A 16,882-nucleotide genomic window follows, 5' to 3' on the forward strand; every position below is an offset into this window, starting at 1 on the left:
ATGCCCTTCGATACTCGTTTTATTGTCAGATAGATCCACTCCCGTTATTGCAGAATAGTTCCATACCTCGACGCCGTCCGGAACCGCAAGATCGATCTCGAACTCATCGATATTGGAGCCAGTTGTAATAGGAAACTCTAAATATACTGGTCGTTATCTAATGTGGCGATGTTTTCGATTTCTTCACCTATCGCTGTCCTTCCGTTTGATGTACGAGCGCGGTATTCGACTTTGATTGAGAACGGGGAGTTTTGATGATAGTAGGCGATCGCAGGCGCTGTAAACAGGCTAAGGAGTGTGAGATCTACAAATACACTTTGACCAGCGCCAATTGTTAGTGAGATAACGGAAATTAGAAATGTTGTCAGCCACCACCAAGCAGTATTCTTGTAATAGTGTACGAACTCCGTTAATTCGTATCTTAACTCCTTGAAATTTGAGATAGGTTCGACGATTAAGAGAATGCCGACAGCGGCACCGACCAGTATTAGGTAGATAAAAATAACTTCCAGAACCTCAATAGTTTGAGGATTCAGAATCTCGTTCAAACACCTAGCCACCGTTGCCATCGATACTCCCTACACTCCGCCGTGGATCACGTCACGCTCAAAAAGCTGAATCACGTACTCACGGGCGTCAACATCTTCGGCATCCAACTGCAGTACTCCCCGTTTGTACCAGACATCTGCGGCTCGGTCACAGAACCAGTACGTTCCCTTCACCTCATCGATAATAGTGCTGTAGATGTCGATATTGAGGTCCTGTATGCCGTCGACCTCTGACGGAGTATCGACAGCTGAAATGATGTCTTCTATGTCCTCTATGGATCGAAGGTCACTGAACTCTGGATTCGTACGTAAGGTTTCGACTGGATCATCGTATTGGAGAACAGAGAGAAGTTTGGCTGCATCATACGTTCCCCCTCGGCCGCGGAGAATCAATGTTTCAATAGTATCTGCCTCTTCGATAAATCGCCAGAAGGAATCACGTGGGAGCGACAATGCGCGCTGTATCTCGGCAGTGGACGCAAGTTGCTGATTCAGGTCTGTAAACACATCCTCTGCGTCAACTAGATCCGTGGGGGTCTCTACAAGGAATAGTTCTGATGCGGTCCGGTATTCGTATTCCCCTGTTTGTGTGAATGAACCGTTGTTCCGGCTTGGGATCTCGAACGCGAAGGTCCCGGTCAGTTTTATTTGCCCATCGAAGGGATAGTCCGCAACTTCGGGAAAGGATTCCACGTGTTCACGGTCGATAGACTTGATAGCCACATCAGTCTCAGGCCGGTCACCAAGGTGCTCGGACCAGTATTTTTCAAGTCCCTCTGATCGACCGAGCCTGCTTGTGGACATAATGTCGTGAATTTCGCTTCTGTATCCTTTCGTTATGACACGTCTTCGGCGGGCACTGATTTTGTACTTTCGTCCATAACCCCTTGGCGCTTACGTTCATAACGGGCTTTCACATCCTCTGCGTCGAATCGAGGGGGCCAGCCTTCCTCTTCAGCGTTATCCGCCATTGCATCGAAGAATGACGGTGGTGGATAACGATCTTCGGGATCGAGGTGTTCCCAGTCGTCGAACAGATTAATCAGTTCGGAGAGGAACCGAAGAGAAACACCCATTCGCCGCAGGTCGCTCAAAGTACTTAACGGGTTGTCACTAACTTTGACGTGGACCTTCCCACCAAACTCGATTAGTGCTGTTACTTGATGCTCATCAAGTATGAAATCCCCTTGTATACCGTCAATCTGTTTACCTGAAAGAATGGGTGCTATTAACAGTACAGACCGCAGTACGTTCTGCGAGTCTTTCACCTGTCCAACACCCATATTATCGCTAGAACCTTCGACATCGGCTACGGTTGACGCGCGTTTTATTTTCCGGACACGAAGATCAGAGGACAGGGGTTCGCCTGCGTACTGCTTGTAGAGAATCCATAAAAAGAAATCAAAGTCGAATGAAACCGAGTCCATCTTCATATCCCCAGAAAGCGCACCCAAAAGGTCAGTCTGCTTTTGTTCAAGCAACCGTTTTTGTCCCTTGAACATCATTACGCCGTTTACGTAATCCCAATAGATGCGGATCTTGTCGTGATTGGGGTGGAAATACATCTGTTCGTTAGCGTTCTCATCGTATCCCCACGTCTCTACCCAGTCCTCGTCAACGTACTCTAGTGCATAGAGACCCCGGGCGAATTTCTCCGTCTTTTCACTCAACTCCGTCATCATTTGGAGCTTCTCGGGGGTGTCAATTTGTTTGAACCCTTCGTCTGGTTCATTAGGGGTTCCTTCCGTGTACTCATCAAATGCGTCTACGATTTTCTGTGGCGACATGCCGTCGTCCCCATGAACAGTCGTTTTGAAGAATCCGTTAAACACTAACCACCCAGGATACTCGTATTCATCCTCAACAGTGGTAATATCTGACATACCGAATCAAGAGAAGACTGGCTCATAAACTTTTGGCAAAATGACGCGTATTTGCGGGTGACTAATGTTGTTGACGGGTTCTAATTTAGATACGCACTTAGTCCAGATTGACGATTGGTGATCAAGGTGTAACCTCGCTCAGTTTTCTGATTCCGATGTGTCGTCTATCGGTGGCCGTAAATCCCGCCAGCGGAAGTCAACCGTCTCATCGGTTTCGAGGGCAACACGGTAAAGCTGTGAATCCCGTTCGTCCGTAGTCACTACCCCCGCATCGTCGGTGAGAACCTTCACAACCTCTCCGTGGTCGCCGTGGAACCTGCTGTGCTCTGGATCCGTCTCATCAGGAATGTCAACTCGGACACGATCCCCCTCAGCGAACCTCGCCATCATCTCCATTAGGCGGGGCCAGCTACTATAGCATCGTGGATTCACAGGCACGCATTTATGACTCCCTCGTGTCAGTAGGCGAGTAATGAGCGAGGCTGACTCGTCGCTTGATATTGACGCTCTCGTACAGGAGTACGTCTCCAACAAAGACTGGGAACAAGACAAAGCACACGTCAGGAACACATCCGAGGCCGTACAGACACTTGTCCGTGCGATCGTTGACACCGGATCGATCGATGAGTATGCGATGCGAACGGTGTACAACCTGTGTCAGAACGACAATGCGCTGAGTCTGGAAATGAAGAAAGAACGGATCGACGATCTTGCGATTGACTCAGCCTCGAAGACAGAAATCAACGACTGCATTGAACAAGGGACAGGAATCGTCGGAAAGGGGACGTACTCGGTGCCGATAGAAGGCTACGAAGAGGAGACCTACGAATTTCTCAAAACGGTGATCGAATCCGATGATAGAGAAACAATCGACGAGGCAGTCGAAGAGTTCGCCGCATTGGATATTGGTGGAGTTCAAGCCGGTATCATTTCCCCTATTCTGTATTTTGTTCATCCAACAAAATATCCGATCAGTAACGATCGGTCTCGCACTGGTATGGAGAAATATTTCGGCTACGGGATGTCCAGACAGTTGCGTCAGTATATCGAAGACGCAAACAAATTCCGAACGGTGCGGGATTCCTACCCATTCAATGAGGATTTCCGTCACTTAGATAGCTTCTTCAATTGGATCGAACAGCAGGATCTTGCCGAACTAGACGAAGCCGAGCTAGAGGGAGACGAAGCCGAGCTAGAGGGTGAATCGGAAGCTGAACAGTCAGTTGATGACCTCGATATTGACGATGTTTCGTTTTACTGGGTGAACCAGAACCGCGAGGTCGAATTCAATGATGAATTTCTCCGCTCACAAGATAAGAAGTGGCAACGCGATCTGACGGTCCTCGAAACAGGCGACATCATCTTCCACTACACTAACCAGGCAGTTCGTGCGTGCTCCGTCGTCACGACCGAAGCACGACTCACCGAGATGGAAGGCGGCGAGTATTATCGCGTCGATGTCGATACAACCCGTCTTGACGAACCGCTCCCACTAGTGGAACTCCGAGAGGAACTACAGAACTCCGAAGTACGACAAGAGCAAGAGCGGTATCCACTCGACAAGAACGGGAATGTTATTCAAGCGTATCTTTGCCACCTCACGCCCGAAGCGGGCCGATACCTGCTTGAGACAGCGGGTATCAACACGTCCAACTTGGTAGCATCACCATCCGAGGCGACGAACTACTTTTGGGCGACAGCCAATCCCTCTATCTGGTCCGTCGACGATATTGCTGACGGGAGCGAGATCTTCTATAACGCCTACAACGAGAAGGGGAACAAGAAACGGCTGTTCGACGCATTCAGATCAGCTGCTCCCGGTGACCGTGTCCTGTTCTACGAGTCTACCCCGGTCAAAGCAATCGTGGCCGAAGGTACGGTAAGCGAGGTAATCCCGCCAGAGCGAGATCATCAAGGGGGCACAACGACAGATGAACAACCGGAAACCACCGATAGTGACCAAGAGACGACATCTGATGTTGGTGTTCGAATCCAGTTTGATCGGCGTATTGAGAGCATCACGTGGGGCGATTTGAATGCGATTCCGGAACTCGAAGATGCGACCCCGATTACGAATGGGGCTCAGGGTAGCTTGTTCCCACTGACGAAAGATGAGTACGAGACAATCCTCGCACTGGAAGAGCCTGCAGTAGATGGCGTTAGTCAAGAGGCATTGGACAGGTTCGAACAGAAACTCTCCCCACCGCAGATCGACGCGCAGATTCCAGAGACGCTCTACTTCGAAGACGACGCTCGACTGCAACGCGAAATCGAAGCGTCGCTTCGTTCTGGCAAACACATCATCTTCACCGGGCCGCCAGGAACCGGGAAAACCAAACTCGCCAAGGCGGTTTCTGACGGAGCAACGGCCCACGAGCAAGTCGATGGGTACCGATTCACGACAGCCACCTCAGAATGGACCGCCTTCGACACGATCGGTGGATACGTCCCGTCCACGAATGATGGTGGTCAGGAACTGTTGTTTGAGCCTCGCCTGTTCTTGAAATGCTTCCGGCAGGACCGAATCGTTAATGAGTGGCTCATTATCGACGAAATCAACCGGTCTGACATCGACAAAGCATTCGGTCAACTGTTCTCCGTTCTCTCCGGTGACTCCACGGAACTTCCGTATGAACGCGAGCGCACCGTCGAACTGCTTTCTGTGAGTGACCACGCCAGTGATGGTGAGCTTGCTGAGATCATTGCGAACCCGGATGCGTTTCCCGTGACGCCGTCGTGGCGTCTCATCGCTACGATGAACACGTATGACAAAACCTCGCTGTATGAGATGTCCTACGCGTTTATGCGCCGCTTCAATTTCATCCACGTCGGTGTCCCGCCACTCACCACTGACGACGGCGCAGTCCGCACGTCACTCTTGGATCCAGATGCCGACGATAATTACTCGACCGCATGGCTCGCTGACAACCCCGGACTGCGCCCCGTGCTTGAGGCGTCGTACCCAGTAATTACTGTGCTGTGGCAGCGCATCAACAAACACCGCGTCATCGGACCGTCCATCGTCTACGACATCATTCGGTACCTTGACTCCTTTGAGCACGCCGGCGGGACCCAGAGTGAAGCGCTCTCATCAGCCGTTGTCTCGCTCGTGTACCCGCAGCTCGAAGGGATGCGACCTGAGGATCAAAAACAACTGATTCGCTCGCTCACAGACACCGACGTACCCACCGAAAATGGCGACATCAATCTCGACTTGGATGGAGAACGACTGAAGGAGAAAGCTGCTGACTTCTTCGGTATCAATTTCGACGATGACGCGTAGCCTGACTGCCGACGCGCTCGTCGACGCCACAACTGAAGAACTGGCCACGTATCTTCGGAGCGGTGCGATCAACCCGCGGGTGCTCACGCGGTCACTCGATTACGAAGGCCTCGACATTGACGACTGGGATCGAATCAAACGCATCCATTTCTGTCTGAGTGAGGATGTTCACAACTTCATTAGCAAGCTCCCAGAACGAGTCCGCCGGATCAAAACCGAAAATCAACGCGAACACGTCGACACCCAAGGTGAGGTTCGTGGTTCTATCAATTGGAGTGGGACGTTACGGACGTGGTCAGACAGCGGCTACGCCGATAAGAGCCGATTCGTCTGCGATACGCCCTATACCGAGTACGACATCGCTGAAAACCGTGTTCTGAAACGTCTACTCTGGCAGGTTCATCGTACCGTCACGACCGATCTCCGCGGTGTCGAGTATGACTGGCGTCGCCAATATTGGACCGACGACCAGATCGACCACTTTGACCGGCTCTACAAGCAGAACGTCCACCTGAACCGTATCGCTCCCGGACAGCAAATCTCCGTCACCGACCAAGACCTCACGGCCGCCCGCCGCTCCCGCCTCGACCTGTACACGGAAGCCTACGAACTCCTCGACCGGTACCAACGATTACAATCGAATCGATTCGATCCGGACATCACCAAGCTCCTGACCGAGACGCTCATCATTCCAGCATCCACGCCAACGCTCTTCGAACTCTTCTGCATCTTCCGGATTCTCCGGTATCTCAACGACGAAACTCCCGGTGTACGACTTCATCCAATCGCCGGTGAAAGTACCGCCTTGGCACAACTCGAAACCGATGACCGACGCATCGATATTTTCCACGACCAGAACGGCGCGATCGACTTCCACGAAACCCTTGACCCAGACGTTGTACCCGCCCACCCGACGTTCAAACGCTACCAAGACGCGCTCGTCGACTATACCAACGCACTTCGCGGGTTGACTGGGAGCGATCAAGATCCTGTTCTGTATCGAGGTCGCCCCGACATCGTTATCGAAATCTACGACACGAGTTCCCCAGACGACGACCTCGTCGCCGTGCTTCTCGGCGAAGTCAAGTACTCATCCGCAGCTCAAACATTCCGGCAGGGACTAGAGGAGTTGGCTACCTACCGACGGTTTGCGTACCACGACGACTACCTCATTGACAATCCAGATCTACCGGTCACTAGTCTCCTCATCACGAACGGGTATTCAACAGCCGGTACTGCTGACGAGCTCATTCACCTGAACGGGAGCGAGTTACTCACCGACGATGTTGATTTGTTCCGTTCGTTCGCTGCTGATTCATTTCCTGATAGCCCTACAATCAAGCCGTAAGTCGACTGAGGTCGAGATATAATGGGTATTGAAACATCTCATATCAGGAGAGTCTCCCAACAATCACATCTCGTCGAACCAGTTAGCTCTAGTCGCTACACGGATGGTTCCCCTTTACGACTCGTCAGAGGTTTCTAACGTCGCACCATTACCGGCTGGCACGAGTTCCTCATCAAGTTCATCGAGTATCTGTTCGAACGAGAATTCGGACTGCGGGTCCTGGGCGACTCGCATCGCCTCAAGATGTCGTTCGGTTTTGGTAAGGCGATGATAAAATATTCGGTAAAGCTCTTCTTCTTGCTTAGCATCGGCGGCCGCAGCGCGACCGTTTATTTCATACCTTATTTCTGACATCTTCCGAGCAAGATCACTATCGTCACTCGATCGATGCGCATCAGTCGTAGTCCCGGTCGTTGAATTGTGTTCTTCTGTTGTCATAGTTTGTTGTTGTGATTCTCGATTGTTCATCTGCCGGTCTGTATGAGTATCGGCCCTTCTGCTGTTCGGACGCGTATGATTGCCCGTCCGCTGGTATTGACTCCGCTTGGAAGCGGCAGCCGTACTCAGGGGTGGGGGTGGGATCCGGACTGCTCCCGAAAATTACTATGGATGCGGGGATTCTGCATCCTGAGATTAGTTGGGGTTAGGTGTCCGGTGGTGTGCTTACATTCGTGAAAAACGGAAGCTCATTTATATGTCTTGTGGGGATAGGATGATCGCCGGACAGATTGATACGAATACTGTGTAATAGTACAACTTATGAGCGCCTCGCTCGGGGTCGACTGGGCCGGTGACCACTGGCTTTGCCTCGAACACCGACCCAACTCTGCTGCACCACATCCAGAGACGTACGACTCAATCAAAGACGTGTGGGAAGACTACGATGATGGACACGATATTGACCGTCTTTGTATCGACATCCCGATCGGGTTACCAACCGGCCCGAACGAACGTGCCGTCGACAAGGATTGCCGATCGCATCTTGACCGTACTTCAACCGTCTTTCGTGTCCCCGTTCGTGAAGCCCTCGAAGCTGACACTCCTGAGGAAGTAAACCAGAAAAGTCGTGCCGCTACGCAAACCGAAGAAACAGACGGTGTCGGCGTCCAACCACCTGCCTACGCCATCCGCAACCAGATCCTCGAAGTGAACAACTTCATCGACGACTGTGCACAGGATACCACGGACAAACTCTACGAAGTTCACCCAGAACTGTGCTTCACCGTGTTCTCCAGATCACCACCGCAGTATAGCAAGACGACTGCCCACGGTGCCGCTGAACGTATCGAAGCCCTCGACACGGTCGTTGACAACGCAGCAGTACTCGTTGGCGCGACACTCACTGCAGTCAAAGACAATATCGACGATGCTGCCGGGATCGAGGTCGATGACGTACTTGATGCCCTCGCAGCGATGTATACTGCAACTGCACCCGAGAATGAGTTCTGGTTGCTCACCGACGACGCCGACGCGACCCCACCGCAACGAATGGCCTATCGTTCCCCCTCAGAGTTAGATTAAGCTGTTGAGAGGGTCACAGAAGACTTCCCACATTAAATAAGAATCGCTCAGTCCAGCCTCTGAAACTATCGATTCATCCGTAGTCCAATAGCGGTATGCGAGTCTTTGTATGACATTCACTAAGTTGTTAGAGTAGATATGGCTCTGGTATGCCAAGTGACGCGAACGATTTTGTGGAGAAGTTAGACTCGTTCAAAGAATTTAGCGACGATAAAGGCGGCCACTACCTTGTAATCCAGTTCGAGGATGACAGCGGCCGCGTATTCAAGAAACAAGCAAGCGAAGACACTCGTTCAATCGCAGAACTCGAAATCTGTGTAGGACATACGAGAAATGCGATGCGGAGAATCTCCGAAGCAACCGACTTTGAATTCAACGAGGATATGAACACTCAGCAGAATCTCCGTCACCTGATGAGGGAAGGCTAACGATCTATGGGGGCCGCCGCTAAATATACAGGTTCTTTCTAACGACTAACTCTCCTAATTACGGGTGTAAACAACACCTTGGGAATCGTTCTATGACATCCTCTGCTGTTAGCTGTCTTCAGTCAGAGTAACGTTGCCATCTTCGTCGACGGCGACTCGGTAACCATAGTAAGTGAAGCTAATCACAACAGAGTCTCCCGGGCCTTTGAAGAGATTATCTAACGCATCCGTATCAATCGCTTCTGCAAGCGGAGTCTCCAGTTCAGTCGGGTCGACATCCAATTCATCAGCGACGGCCTCAACGACTTTCGTACTTGGTGACGGTTCCGTAGGAGTTCCGTATTCACTCATCGTTACGCATCTGCCCGTAGATATGTGTTCGTTTGCCATAAAACCCGATATCCGGCTCCTTGGGACCTGAATCTAATTTTTGTCGATGCGCACATACAGATCTCCGGAGTGCGAGTTGCCATTCTCTGTATTGTGCAAGGCGACATTATGCCGGGAAGGACTCCAAGCACATCAACAGACGACGTATTAGCAATCTTCGAAGACAACTCCGACAAGTGCGAACCATTCACCGCTCCGCAAATCGCAAAACAACTTCAGACCGATATACACCGCAATACCGCTCGGAATTATTTACAAGACCTCGAATCCATAGGTGAACTCCGCACTAAGAAAGTCGGATCCGGACGTGTCTGGTGGAGACCCTGCAAATAATCATCTCTTATTCAACGGTGTATGGATCGGTAGCTCGACGACGAAGACCGAACCATTGGGATCTTTGTCTTCGACCCACACCTCACCACCGAATTGATTGGTTAAGAGATGAACGAGATACAGACCAATCCCAGATCCGGGGCTGTCTAATCCTTTTCTCCCTTCCCGAAGATCTGGTCTTTCTGGTTATCGGGGATACCAGGCCCATTATCTGCAATCCGAACACGAACTGTGTCTGAATCCTCTTCGCAACTAATCGTGACTTCAGGAGTCTCTTTGTCGTTGTGTCGAACCGCATTTTCGAGGATATTCCGGAAGACCGAGGAGAGCATCTCGTTTGCCAGTACTGATACGTCGCAGAGTTCACCCGATACCTGAAAGTGAGCATCCGGGAACGAATCACGTACTGCGGCGAGTTCCGCATCCAGAAGCGGCTGTAGTTTGATTGGTTCCAATTCAGCATCCGCATCCTCTGAGAGTGACTCAACGAAGTCACGAGCAACCTCAGTGAACTGAATCACGTGCCGGGACTTCTGTAAGACTCGCTCTAAGGCTTCTTCTCCATCTTCATCGATATGGTCTTCCAGGATTTCGGCCCAGCCCAGAATCACCGCCATATCGTTCCGGATGTCATGCCGAACCACGCGATTCAAGGCTTCAAGCTGTTCGGTTTTCTCTTCAAGCCGTTTCCGATACGACTCACGTTCGGTCACGTCGGTAACTGTCACCAACTGGCCCGTCGTCACCTCACCAGCTAAGAACGGCGTGCTTGACACATCATAATATCGTGTCTCGTCATTCTGCGTAATCGCCAGCACGTCTTGCTTCGTGAGATGATCCGCAAGTGCTGTATTCACAGCAGTTAGAGGTTTGCCAAACGATTCCTCAAGCCCCGGAAAGAGTCTACGGGCTGCTTGGTTGTAATCCCGGACACAGGTATCCTGATCGAGGAAGATCGCCGGTTCGTCTGATTCGCCAGTGAGGCGGATCCCCTCAAACCGCTGTCTATAGAAAAACAGCGTTCCGACGGCGAAGAGCGCGACGCCAGGCGGCTCATACATTAATGGGAGCAGCCAGTCAATCTGGCCGCCAATGATCGTTGCACCAGCTGGGAGCCCTGAAAGTCCAACGAGCACGACGAGCGGACGGCTGTCACTGCCAGTATGATAGAATCGCTCCATAAGGACGAAAAATCCGACAGTGATGGCGGCATATGACAGTCCTAAGACGATCCAGTAGAGCAGTTCATGGTGAATAACGAGATGTGGAAACGGCTCAGTGACCCATTCGGTCGTAAAATAGAGATTGTGGAGTGGATTCGTGACTTTGAGCGCGATGAAAAAGAGGAACGTCCCGAGGATAAGATTCCGGAACGGGGCGTGTCGCGGTGGGCGGCCAGTATAGGCAGCACAAAAGTAGAGCCAGGCCGCGACAGCGACGAATGCGAACACAAACCCAAGAATATAGAACGCAACTTTTCCCGACCGTGTCGGTGCGATGAGGTAGCCGATGTATCCCCCAGACCACAGGGCGACTGAACCGAGGAAAACAACGAACCCTTCCCGTGTCCCCGGATGCTGGATCTTCCGTGCTTGAGGAATCGCAGCCACACAGGCAATCGCAGACAGCGCGAAAATGATGAGATGACCGAGAAGAAGTGGGTCTATCATTCTCATAAAAGACATTCTCTAGCTATCAATAACTGTTGGTCAAGTACTCTGACAGAGACCGATCTGACCTTCTCTCTGCTAATTGAGATGAGCTACCACTCGCAGTTCAAGCTATAAGCAAAACATATTCCGTTAGATGACGACTACGTGTTAGTATGACTGATAAATTATCGCAGGAAGAGATTAACACACTACTTTACGAGTCTGGAGTTGGTGTACTCGCACTTACTGACGGTACAGAAGCGTATTCGATTCCAGAATCGTTCGGCTACGACGGTGAGAAAGTGTATTTTCAGTTTGTCTATACCGCTAATAGCAAGAAGATGAGATTCCTCGAAACGACAGAGACAGCGACGTTGACGGTCTACGACGAAAACCCTACAAGAAGCGTCCTTGTTCAGGGTTCGATTGAACCTGTCCCTGGAGAGGACGAAACCAAGGCCGACACAGCAATCGCAGAAAATGCTTCTATTCCAACTCTGAATGTTTACACCGAAACGACCCCAGATGAATTCACAATGGACTACTACCGCTTAGAACCGACCGCAATATCCGGCCGTCAGTTCAGTGCTTTCACCCCTACTCCTGACGACCGATAGGCAAGCGCGTTCTGATGGGTGACCCATGTTTGCCGGTGTGAGTAGGCTCCTTTCGAATAGTTCTAGGGCACTTCTATTCGTTGTAACTACGAAAAAAGACGCTTGATTCGACTAACGACACTTCCGTCATCGGATTGCTCTCCAGAATCATCAGCATCCTGTTTATTGGCCTCGACGGAAGTCCTCTTTTTATCCGGCGCTGGCGAGTCAGATGTCTGGGTATCACCTCTGCTTGACGGCTCCTCTGTCTCGTCTGTGTTCTCTGAGCCTTCCTGGGACGTTTCGCTGCCCCGGTGCGTGCTCGTCTCGCTCGTCGTTTCTGTTGGTGTACTGGAGTCGTCAGCTGCATCAGACGCAGTACGGTATTGAGCTACCTTACGGAGCAGTTCTTGGAGTTCGTCCGGTCGGTTACGGTAGACCGGGAACAGCCACCATGTCCGTTGCAGTGCCTTTGGTGTGAGGGACTCATTCGTGCGGAGTAGTGTCATTGCTGTTTCCCAGTCAGATTCAACGACAGTATCGTGGTCGAAATCAACGGTATCGAGTAGTGTTTGCACCGCTGATGACGTTAGCCCCTCGACGATCTCATCCATCCGAACCGACCCTTGAACGGTTTCGATTTCAAGATCATCAAGTAGATCCTGCGCCCACAGTTCGTTTCCGCGGGCCTCAGCACGAGCGAGCAACGCCTCGTCGACGTTCGCCTCGTCGATCGTCGGCTGTTGCCCGATCTTTTCACCGAGTTCACGCACCCAGTGCCGCTGCTGGACGTACTGCTTGTCGTCTAACCCTGCGAGGTGATCGTCGCCTTCGGGCACAGCGACGAAGTGATGGAAGTGTGGCTCCTGATCGCCGTGGCGGCGGAGTACTCGACCCATCCGCTGAACGAGTTGCAGTTTCGTCTTGGTTCCCGAGACGTTAATCCCGACTTCTGCATCCGGAACGTCAATCCCTTCGTCGAGAAGTTTTGGCGCGATGAGGACACCGTGATCAGCCGCTGAGAACTGCTCGATCCGGCGATTAACCATCCGGTCCTTCTTGTTACTAGAGGCGGCGATTTTGCTGTGTACCACGAACACGTTCTCTGTCGCGTCGGCCAACTCCTCACCAAGTTGCTCTGCGGTTTCGATGTCCATAGCGAACATCACCAACTTGACTCCGTCATCGACGCCGGTGAGGTACTCACGAGCCAGCGTTACTGCACCTTCTATTTTCGGCTGTGACCGGTGCCGGATCCAGTTGCGACTCTGAATCGCCGCTTGGAGCTGCCCCCATGAGTCCGGCACGTCGTTGAGTTCGAGTTCTGCCGCCCGGTGTGCGCGGATGAAATCACCGAGGTCCTCAAGCTGGGTGAACGGCACACTCAGCTGGCGGAGCAGTTTCGTTGTCGTGTCGTCGTGTTTGAGTGCTCGGAACTGATTCGTGATGGACTCAGTCGCCTGTTCCCACTCCTCGCGCTCATACGGATCCAACCCAATCGGATGAACAGTCCACTCGAAATCCGGGATCACTCCATCACGTTGAGCGTCCTGCAGATCATACGTATAGACCACTGGCGCGAGGATCTCTTCAAGCCGGTCCCGCTTCGGGTCTGTTTGCTCCCCGATCGTCGCCGATAACCCCATCGCACGGTCGTAATTCGGCCGGCGTATCGCCTCGCCGTACCCACCGTCAAGATTCGAATAGTGATGTACCTCATCATAAATCACGAGATCGTATTGATCGGCCAAATCACGGTCGTAGCGCGGGAGCAGCGACTGAGCGGTGTAAAACTCCACTGTCGCCGTCGAAAACGACAACCTGTCCGGGCGTCCGCTACCGCTGCCTGCCCGAGTCGTCAATCCAAGCCTGTCTCGGATTTCTCGCTCCCACTGACTGAGGATCGCGTTCGAATGCGCGACGATCATAATCTCCGCATCGTCAGTCTGCGGGGTCTGCTCAGGGTTCTCCGGCACGTCACCGCACAGGTTAGCGATCGCTGCGATGCCAGCAACCGTCTTCCCCGTCGCCGTCGCCATCTCAAGGATGCCCTCGCCGTCGCTCGCAAGCCAGTGGTCAAGCCCTTCCCGCTGATTCTCCCAGAGAGACACCATCAGCACAGGTCGGGTCAGTAACGCACGGGCGTCCGCTTTGTCAAGCTCCTTGAACGCAGTAGTCTGAGCCAGCAACGTTTCGAGCAGGTCCGTCTCGGTCGTCACTGACTGCTGGGCTGCCGTTGCGAACAACTCAAGCAAATACAGCCCGCTGCCACGACTAATATGAGACACGTCCAGATCAGACGGATCGTACCGCTCCTGTCGTAGCCGTTTTAGGAGCACGCGTTCCGCTGGACGTGAAATCGTCGTGCCGTCCGGAGACCCACCTGACGACAACTGCTGATTCAAACTGATGATCGCCTTCCTGAACGCGTGGAACTGATCTTCCCGGGTTTCAATCGGTGTCGTATCGATAAGCCCTGCAACACGCTCAGATACGAAGTTCCCGAAGAGTTCACCATAGTACCCCCAAGAAAGGACCACTCGTTCGGGCCGATCGGGCCTTGGTACCGTGACAGAAGCGCCTTATTGACAATTTCTTCATCAAGTATCGCCAGCTGCTCAATAGTGGGGCGGTCTGCAAGGAACTCATCGCGGTATGCGGTAAATGACCAGTACTCAGGATCCCCAAATCGTCGCACTACGAATAGTCTTGGACGGTGTCATATATGTGTGATGGTGCGTCTCATTCTCACGGTCGCACAGTTCGTTGAAGCCTCTGACTAGAACAGCATCGCTGTGAGGGACGGTTACACACTCATACTGAGTGTTGAGTCGTACTGACACCATCAGCAGCGAACGTCAGTTTTGTCACGAATGATTCGTGATCACGGTATGGCTCACTAATCCGTATAGCTGGTCCGGTGTAGAGTACCGGTGTTCCGTCTCTCGTTTTGAATGAATACCCGTTATCGAAGTCATCGTCTTTCGGTCGATGCTCATCCCCGATCATTACACAATCGAACGAGACTCCGGACCGGGTGAGCAACTGATCCAGATCAATATCAGCAGTCGATCGATCTCGGTACGGTGTGACGCCGTCATGGAGACAGAGTACGTTCGGCCCGGGTGACGACGACCCGAACTGCATATCGAATGGCTCCCATCCGAGAGGCTTGAACTTCGCAACGTCGTCGATCCCCGTATTTCCAGCTGGAATCCCATACGCGTCAAGCGGCCCGCCAGCAACCGGCGTCGGACTCGTCGAGAGTTCCACGAGAGTACCCTTTCTAATCTGCTGTTGTAACCACGCGATCCCATTCACCGAATTCGTGTGTTGCGGTGCATATGAATCTCGGTCGTGCGAGCCAATGATACAGTAGACCGGGATCCCTACCTTGGATAATAGCTCCAACCTCGCCGCAGCGCTGTCGAGAGTTTCCTGGTCAACCTCGTGATCGACAATATCGCCCGTATGAATAACCGCATCAACATCCTGCTCAATCGCAATCGTTACGATTCGTGTGAACGCCTCGGTACTCGACACCTCACTGATCCACGACACCGTCTTGCCGCGTCCCGTCACCGCCCGATTCTCATACCCAAGGTGCGTATCACTCACAAACAGCACCGTTACCTTGTCATCTTCAATTCCTTTCCCCGCATTCTTTCGAGCACGACGAACCCGATCCGGGTCTAATAGCACGTCAACGCCATCACCTGGCCGATCTGCCGCCGGCTCAGCCGGAAACTCCGCCAATAATGAAATCGCTCGATCGACTTCGTTCGTCGAGACGTGTACCGGGAGCACCTCTCCAGACTCCGGTGCAACCGGGATCACCGCACCGGACGGAACATACTGTCGATCTTGTGGCCGTGGCTCCGCCACCGTGATGGCTGAAAATTCCGTAATCCGTGACCCGTCACCATATCGGCGGACGTACTCTTTCCGCTTCTTATGGTTCCGCTTATTCTGCTGTTCCCCATAACACGATGCTTCTTCAGCCAACAGCTCTCCATCGTACAAGACTGATTTCACCGCTCGCTTCCACTCCAACTCCGTCTCCTCAGGCAGCGAGCTATAGAGAACCGAAAGACCGTCATACAACTCCACCAACTCGTTCTCAGCACCCATCGTACTCGACAACTCCCTGCCGTGCGGTGATATTTGTTCCGTACCGAGTCTGATACTACTACGTGCTCCAAGAGTTGAGGCGCTGGTTCTAAGCCATCCCGACTTGAGGATGTACATATGACCTCACACGATCTCGTCGAGGTGTTTACCTCAACACGGCAGAATCTCCGCGAGGCGGAACTGGAAGATGACTTCTTTCTAGATCTTATCGGGTCCCGGTTATTGATCGAACGCGTTGGTGAATCGAATAATCGAGGATGGTGGGACTCACGCGTCCTCTCAGAAACTGGCCGAGCAAGACTGGAAGAAGTGACTCCTAAAACCCGGCTGCAGTCTCAGATCAACCTTGCAATGAAGGTCGGTCGGAAAGCAGAATCGGATGTGCTCCCTGCGGATTCTATCTCGCTGTTTTCGTTCGGTCCAAAGCTCGAAGCACAACTCGGAGCTGCCATCGAAGACCTCAAAGCTTCCGATGAGCCGTTATTGACTGACCTTGAGGGTCTCTCTGTCCAGTCTCTAGAGACCGGTTGGGCGGACCCGATTATTGAACAGATGGCATCGAATATCTCCGTCTCTTCCATCTCACTCCAGGATCCAGGAAGTGGTTCTTATCGCATCAGCGAAGAGGGATACGACCAGTCCGAGATTGAGGCAGAGAAATGGCGACTGCTGGCCACTCTACTGCGTGGCTACGGCCAAAATACGGAACGGCTACACGTCCCGTATTACCCACTCAACTCGGAACTTAAATCGGAAAGCGCGTGAGGAG

The 16,882-nt window shown here is 52.3% G+C and carries 16 protein-coding genes; 6 read left to right on the plus strand and 10 right to left on the minus strand.

Annotation, left to right across the window (positions count from 1 at the left end; genetic code table 11):
• Window positions 1-137: 137 nt before the first annotated feature.
• The 4 genes from ACFQJD_RS16620 to ACFQJD_RS16635 all read right to left on the minus strand — a co-directional run bounded on the left by ACFQJD_RS16620 (window position 138) and on the right by ACFQJD_RS16635 (window position 2,818).
• The gene (locus tag ACFQJD_RS16620) at window positions 138-569 is read right to left on the minus strand and encodes a hypothetical protein (protein ID WP_379799724.1); all 432 of its coding nucleotides are present in this window, start codon (window positions 567-569) and stop codon (window positions 138-140) included.
• A 9-nt stretch (window positions 570-578) separates the two neighbouring features.
• The gene (locus ACFQJD_RS16625; protein WP_136516498.1) at window positions 579-1,352 is read right to left on the minus strand and encodes a hypothetical protein; all 774 of its coding nucleotides are present in this window, start codon (window positions 1,350-1,352) and stop codon (window positions 579-581) included.
• A 32-nt stretch (window positions 1,353-1,384) separates the two neighbouring features.
• Complete coding sequence (locus ACFQJD_RS16630) at window positions 1,385-2,431, minus strand: hypothetical protein (RefSeq protein ID WP_122105578.1); 1,047 nt, start codon at window positions 2,429-2,431, stop codon at window positions 1,385-1,387.
• Window positions 2,432-2,569: 138 nt separating this feature from the next.
• The gene (locus ACFQJD_RS16635; RefSeq protein WP_122105737.1) at window positions 2,570-2,818 is read right to left on the minus strand and encodes a hypothetical protein; all 249 of its coding nucleotides are present in this window, start codon (window positions 2,816-2,818) and stop codon (window positions 2,570-2,572) included.
• A gap of 85 nt (window positions 2,819-2,903) precedes the next feature.
• Between ACFQJD_RS16635 and ACFQJD_RS16640 the strand changes: the two genes are divergently transcribed.
• Together ACFQJD_RS16640 and ACFQJD_RS16645 are read left to right on the plus strand one after the other, a co-directional pair.
• Window positions 2,904-5,714, plus strand: coding sequence for an EVE domain-containing protein (locus ACFQJD_RS16640; protein ID WP_122105579.1), 2,811 nt, complete (start codon window positions 2,904-2,906; stop codon window positions 5,712-5,714).
• The gene (locus ACFQJD_RS16645) at window positions 5,704-7,062 is read left to right on the plus strand and encodes a hypothetical protein (RefSeq protein ID WP_122105580.1); all 1,359 of its coding nucleotides are present in this window, start codon (window positions 5,704-5,706) and stop codon (window positions 7,060-7,062) included. The genes ACFQJD_RS16640 and ACFQJD_RS16645 overlap by 11 nt, the downstream gene beginning before the upstream one ends.
• Before the next feature lie 114 nt (window positions 7,063-7,176).
• On the opposite strand, the gene ACFQJD_RS16650 is transcribed toward ACFQJD_RS16645, so the two are convergent.
• Window positions 7,177-7,530, minus strand: coding sequence for a hypothetical protein (locus tag ACFQJD_RS16650; RefSeq protein ID WP_379799726.1), 354 nt, complete (start codon window positions 7,528-7,530; stop codon window positions 7,177-7,179).
• A gap of 291 nt (window positions 7,531-7,821) precedes the next feature.
• Here ACFQJD_RS16650 and ACFQJD_RS16655 point away from each other — a divergent pair, with 291 nt between their 5' ends.
• Complete coding sequence (locus ACFQJD_RS16655) at window positions 7,822-8,583, plus strand: DUF429 domain-containing protein (RefSeq protein WP_122105581.1); 762 nt, start codon at window positions 7,822-7,824, stop codon at window positions 8,581-8,583.
• A gap of 149 nt (window positions 8,584-8,732) precedes the next feature.
• Window positions 8,733-9,011: a hypothetical protein gene (locus tag ACFQJD_RS16660; protein WP_122105582.1), complete on the plus strand. Its 279-nt coding sequence runs from the start codon at window positions 8,733-8,735 to the stop codon at window positions 9,009-9,011.
• 108 nt (window positions 9,012-9,119) lie between these two features.
• Here the strand turns inward: ACFQJD_RS16660 and ACFQJD_RS16665 are convergent, their stop codons facing one another.
• The 3 genes from ACFQJD_RS16665 to ACFQJD_RS16675 form a co-directional block, all read right to left on the minus strand.
• Complete coding sequence (locus ACFQJD_RS16665; protein WP_122105583.1) at window positions 9,120-9,362, minus strand: HalOD1 output domain-containing protein; 243 nt, start codon at window positions 9,360-9,362, stop codon at window positions 9,120-9,122.
• Window positions 9,363-9,734: 372 nt separating this feature from the next.
• Entirely contained in the window at window positions 9,735-9,863 is a 129-nt protein-coding gene (locus tag ACFQJD_RS16670) for a hypothetical protein (protein ID WP_379800579.1), read from the minus strand.
• Between the two features lie 17 nt (window positions 9,864-9,880).
• Complete coding sequence (locus ACFQJD_RS16675) at window positions 9,881-11,404, minus strand: histidine kinase N-terminal 7TM domain-containing protein (protein WP_379799728.1); 1,524 nt, start codon at window positions 11,402-11,404, stop codon at window positions 9,881-9,883.
• Window positions 11,405-11,559: 155 nt separating this feature from the next.
• On the opposite strand from ACFQJD_RS16675, the gene ACFQJD_RS16680 reads away from it, so the two are divergent.
• Entirely contained in the window at window positions 11,560-12,003 is a 444-nt protein-coding gene (locus tag ACFQJD_RS16680; protein WP_122105585.1) for a pyridoxamine 5'-phosphate oxidase family protein, read from the plus strand.
• Between the two features lie 86 nt (window positions 12,004-12,089).
• On the opposite strand, the gene ACFQJD_RS16685 is transcribed toward ACFQJD_RS16680, so the two are convergent.
• Both ACFQJD_RS16685 and ACFQJD_RS16690 read right to left on the minus strand, forming a co-directional pair.
• On the minus strand, window positions 12,090-14,522 hold the full coding sequence (locus ACFQJD_RS16685; protein ID WP_379799730.1) for a DEAD/DEAH box helicase: 2,433 nt from the start codon (window positions 14,520-14,522) through the stop codon (window positions 12,090-12,092).
• Window positions 14,523-14,796: 274 nt separating this feature from the next.
• Window positions 14,797-16,113 (minus strand): metallophosphoesterase family protein, encoded by a 1,317-nt coding sequence (locus ACFQJD_RS16690; protein ID WP_379799732.1) that lies wholly within the window; start codon window positions 16,111-16,113, stop codon window positions 14,797-14,799.
• Window positions 16,114-16,230: 117 nt separating this feature from the next.
• Between ACFQJD_RS16690 and ACFQJD_RS16695 the strand changes: the two genes are divergently transcribed.
• The gene (locus ACFQJD_RS16695; RefSeq protein ID WP_122105588.1) at window positions 16,231-16,878 is read left to right on the plus strand and encodes a BrxE family protein; all 648 of its coding nucleotides are present in this window, start codon (window positions 16,231-16,233) and stop codon (window positions 16,876-16,878) included.
• Window positions 16,879-16,882: the final 4 nt, after the last annotated feature.

Origin of the sequence: Haloplanus sp. GCM10025708 (assembly GCF_042663985.1) — an archaeon.
GTDB classification, from domain to species: Archaea; Halobacteriota; Halobacteria; order Halobacteriales; family Haloferacaceae; genus Salinirarus; species Salinirarus marinus.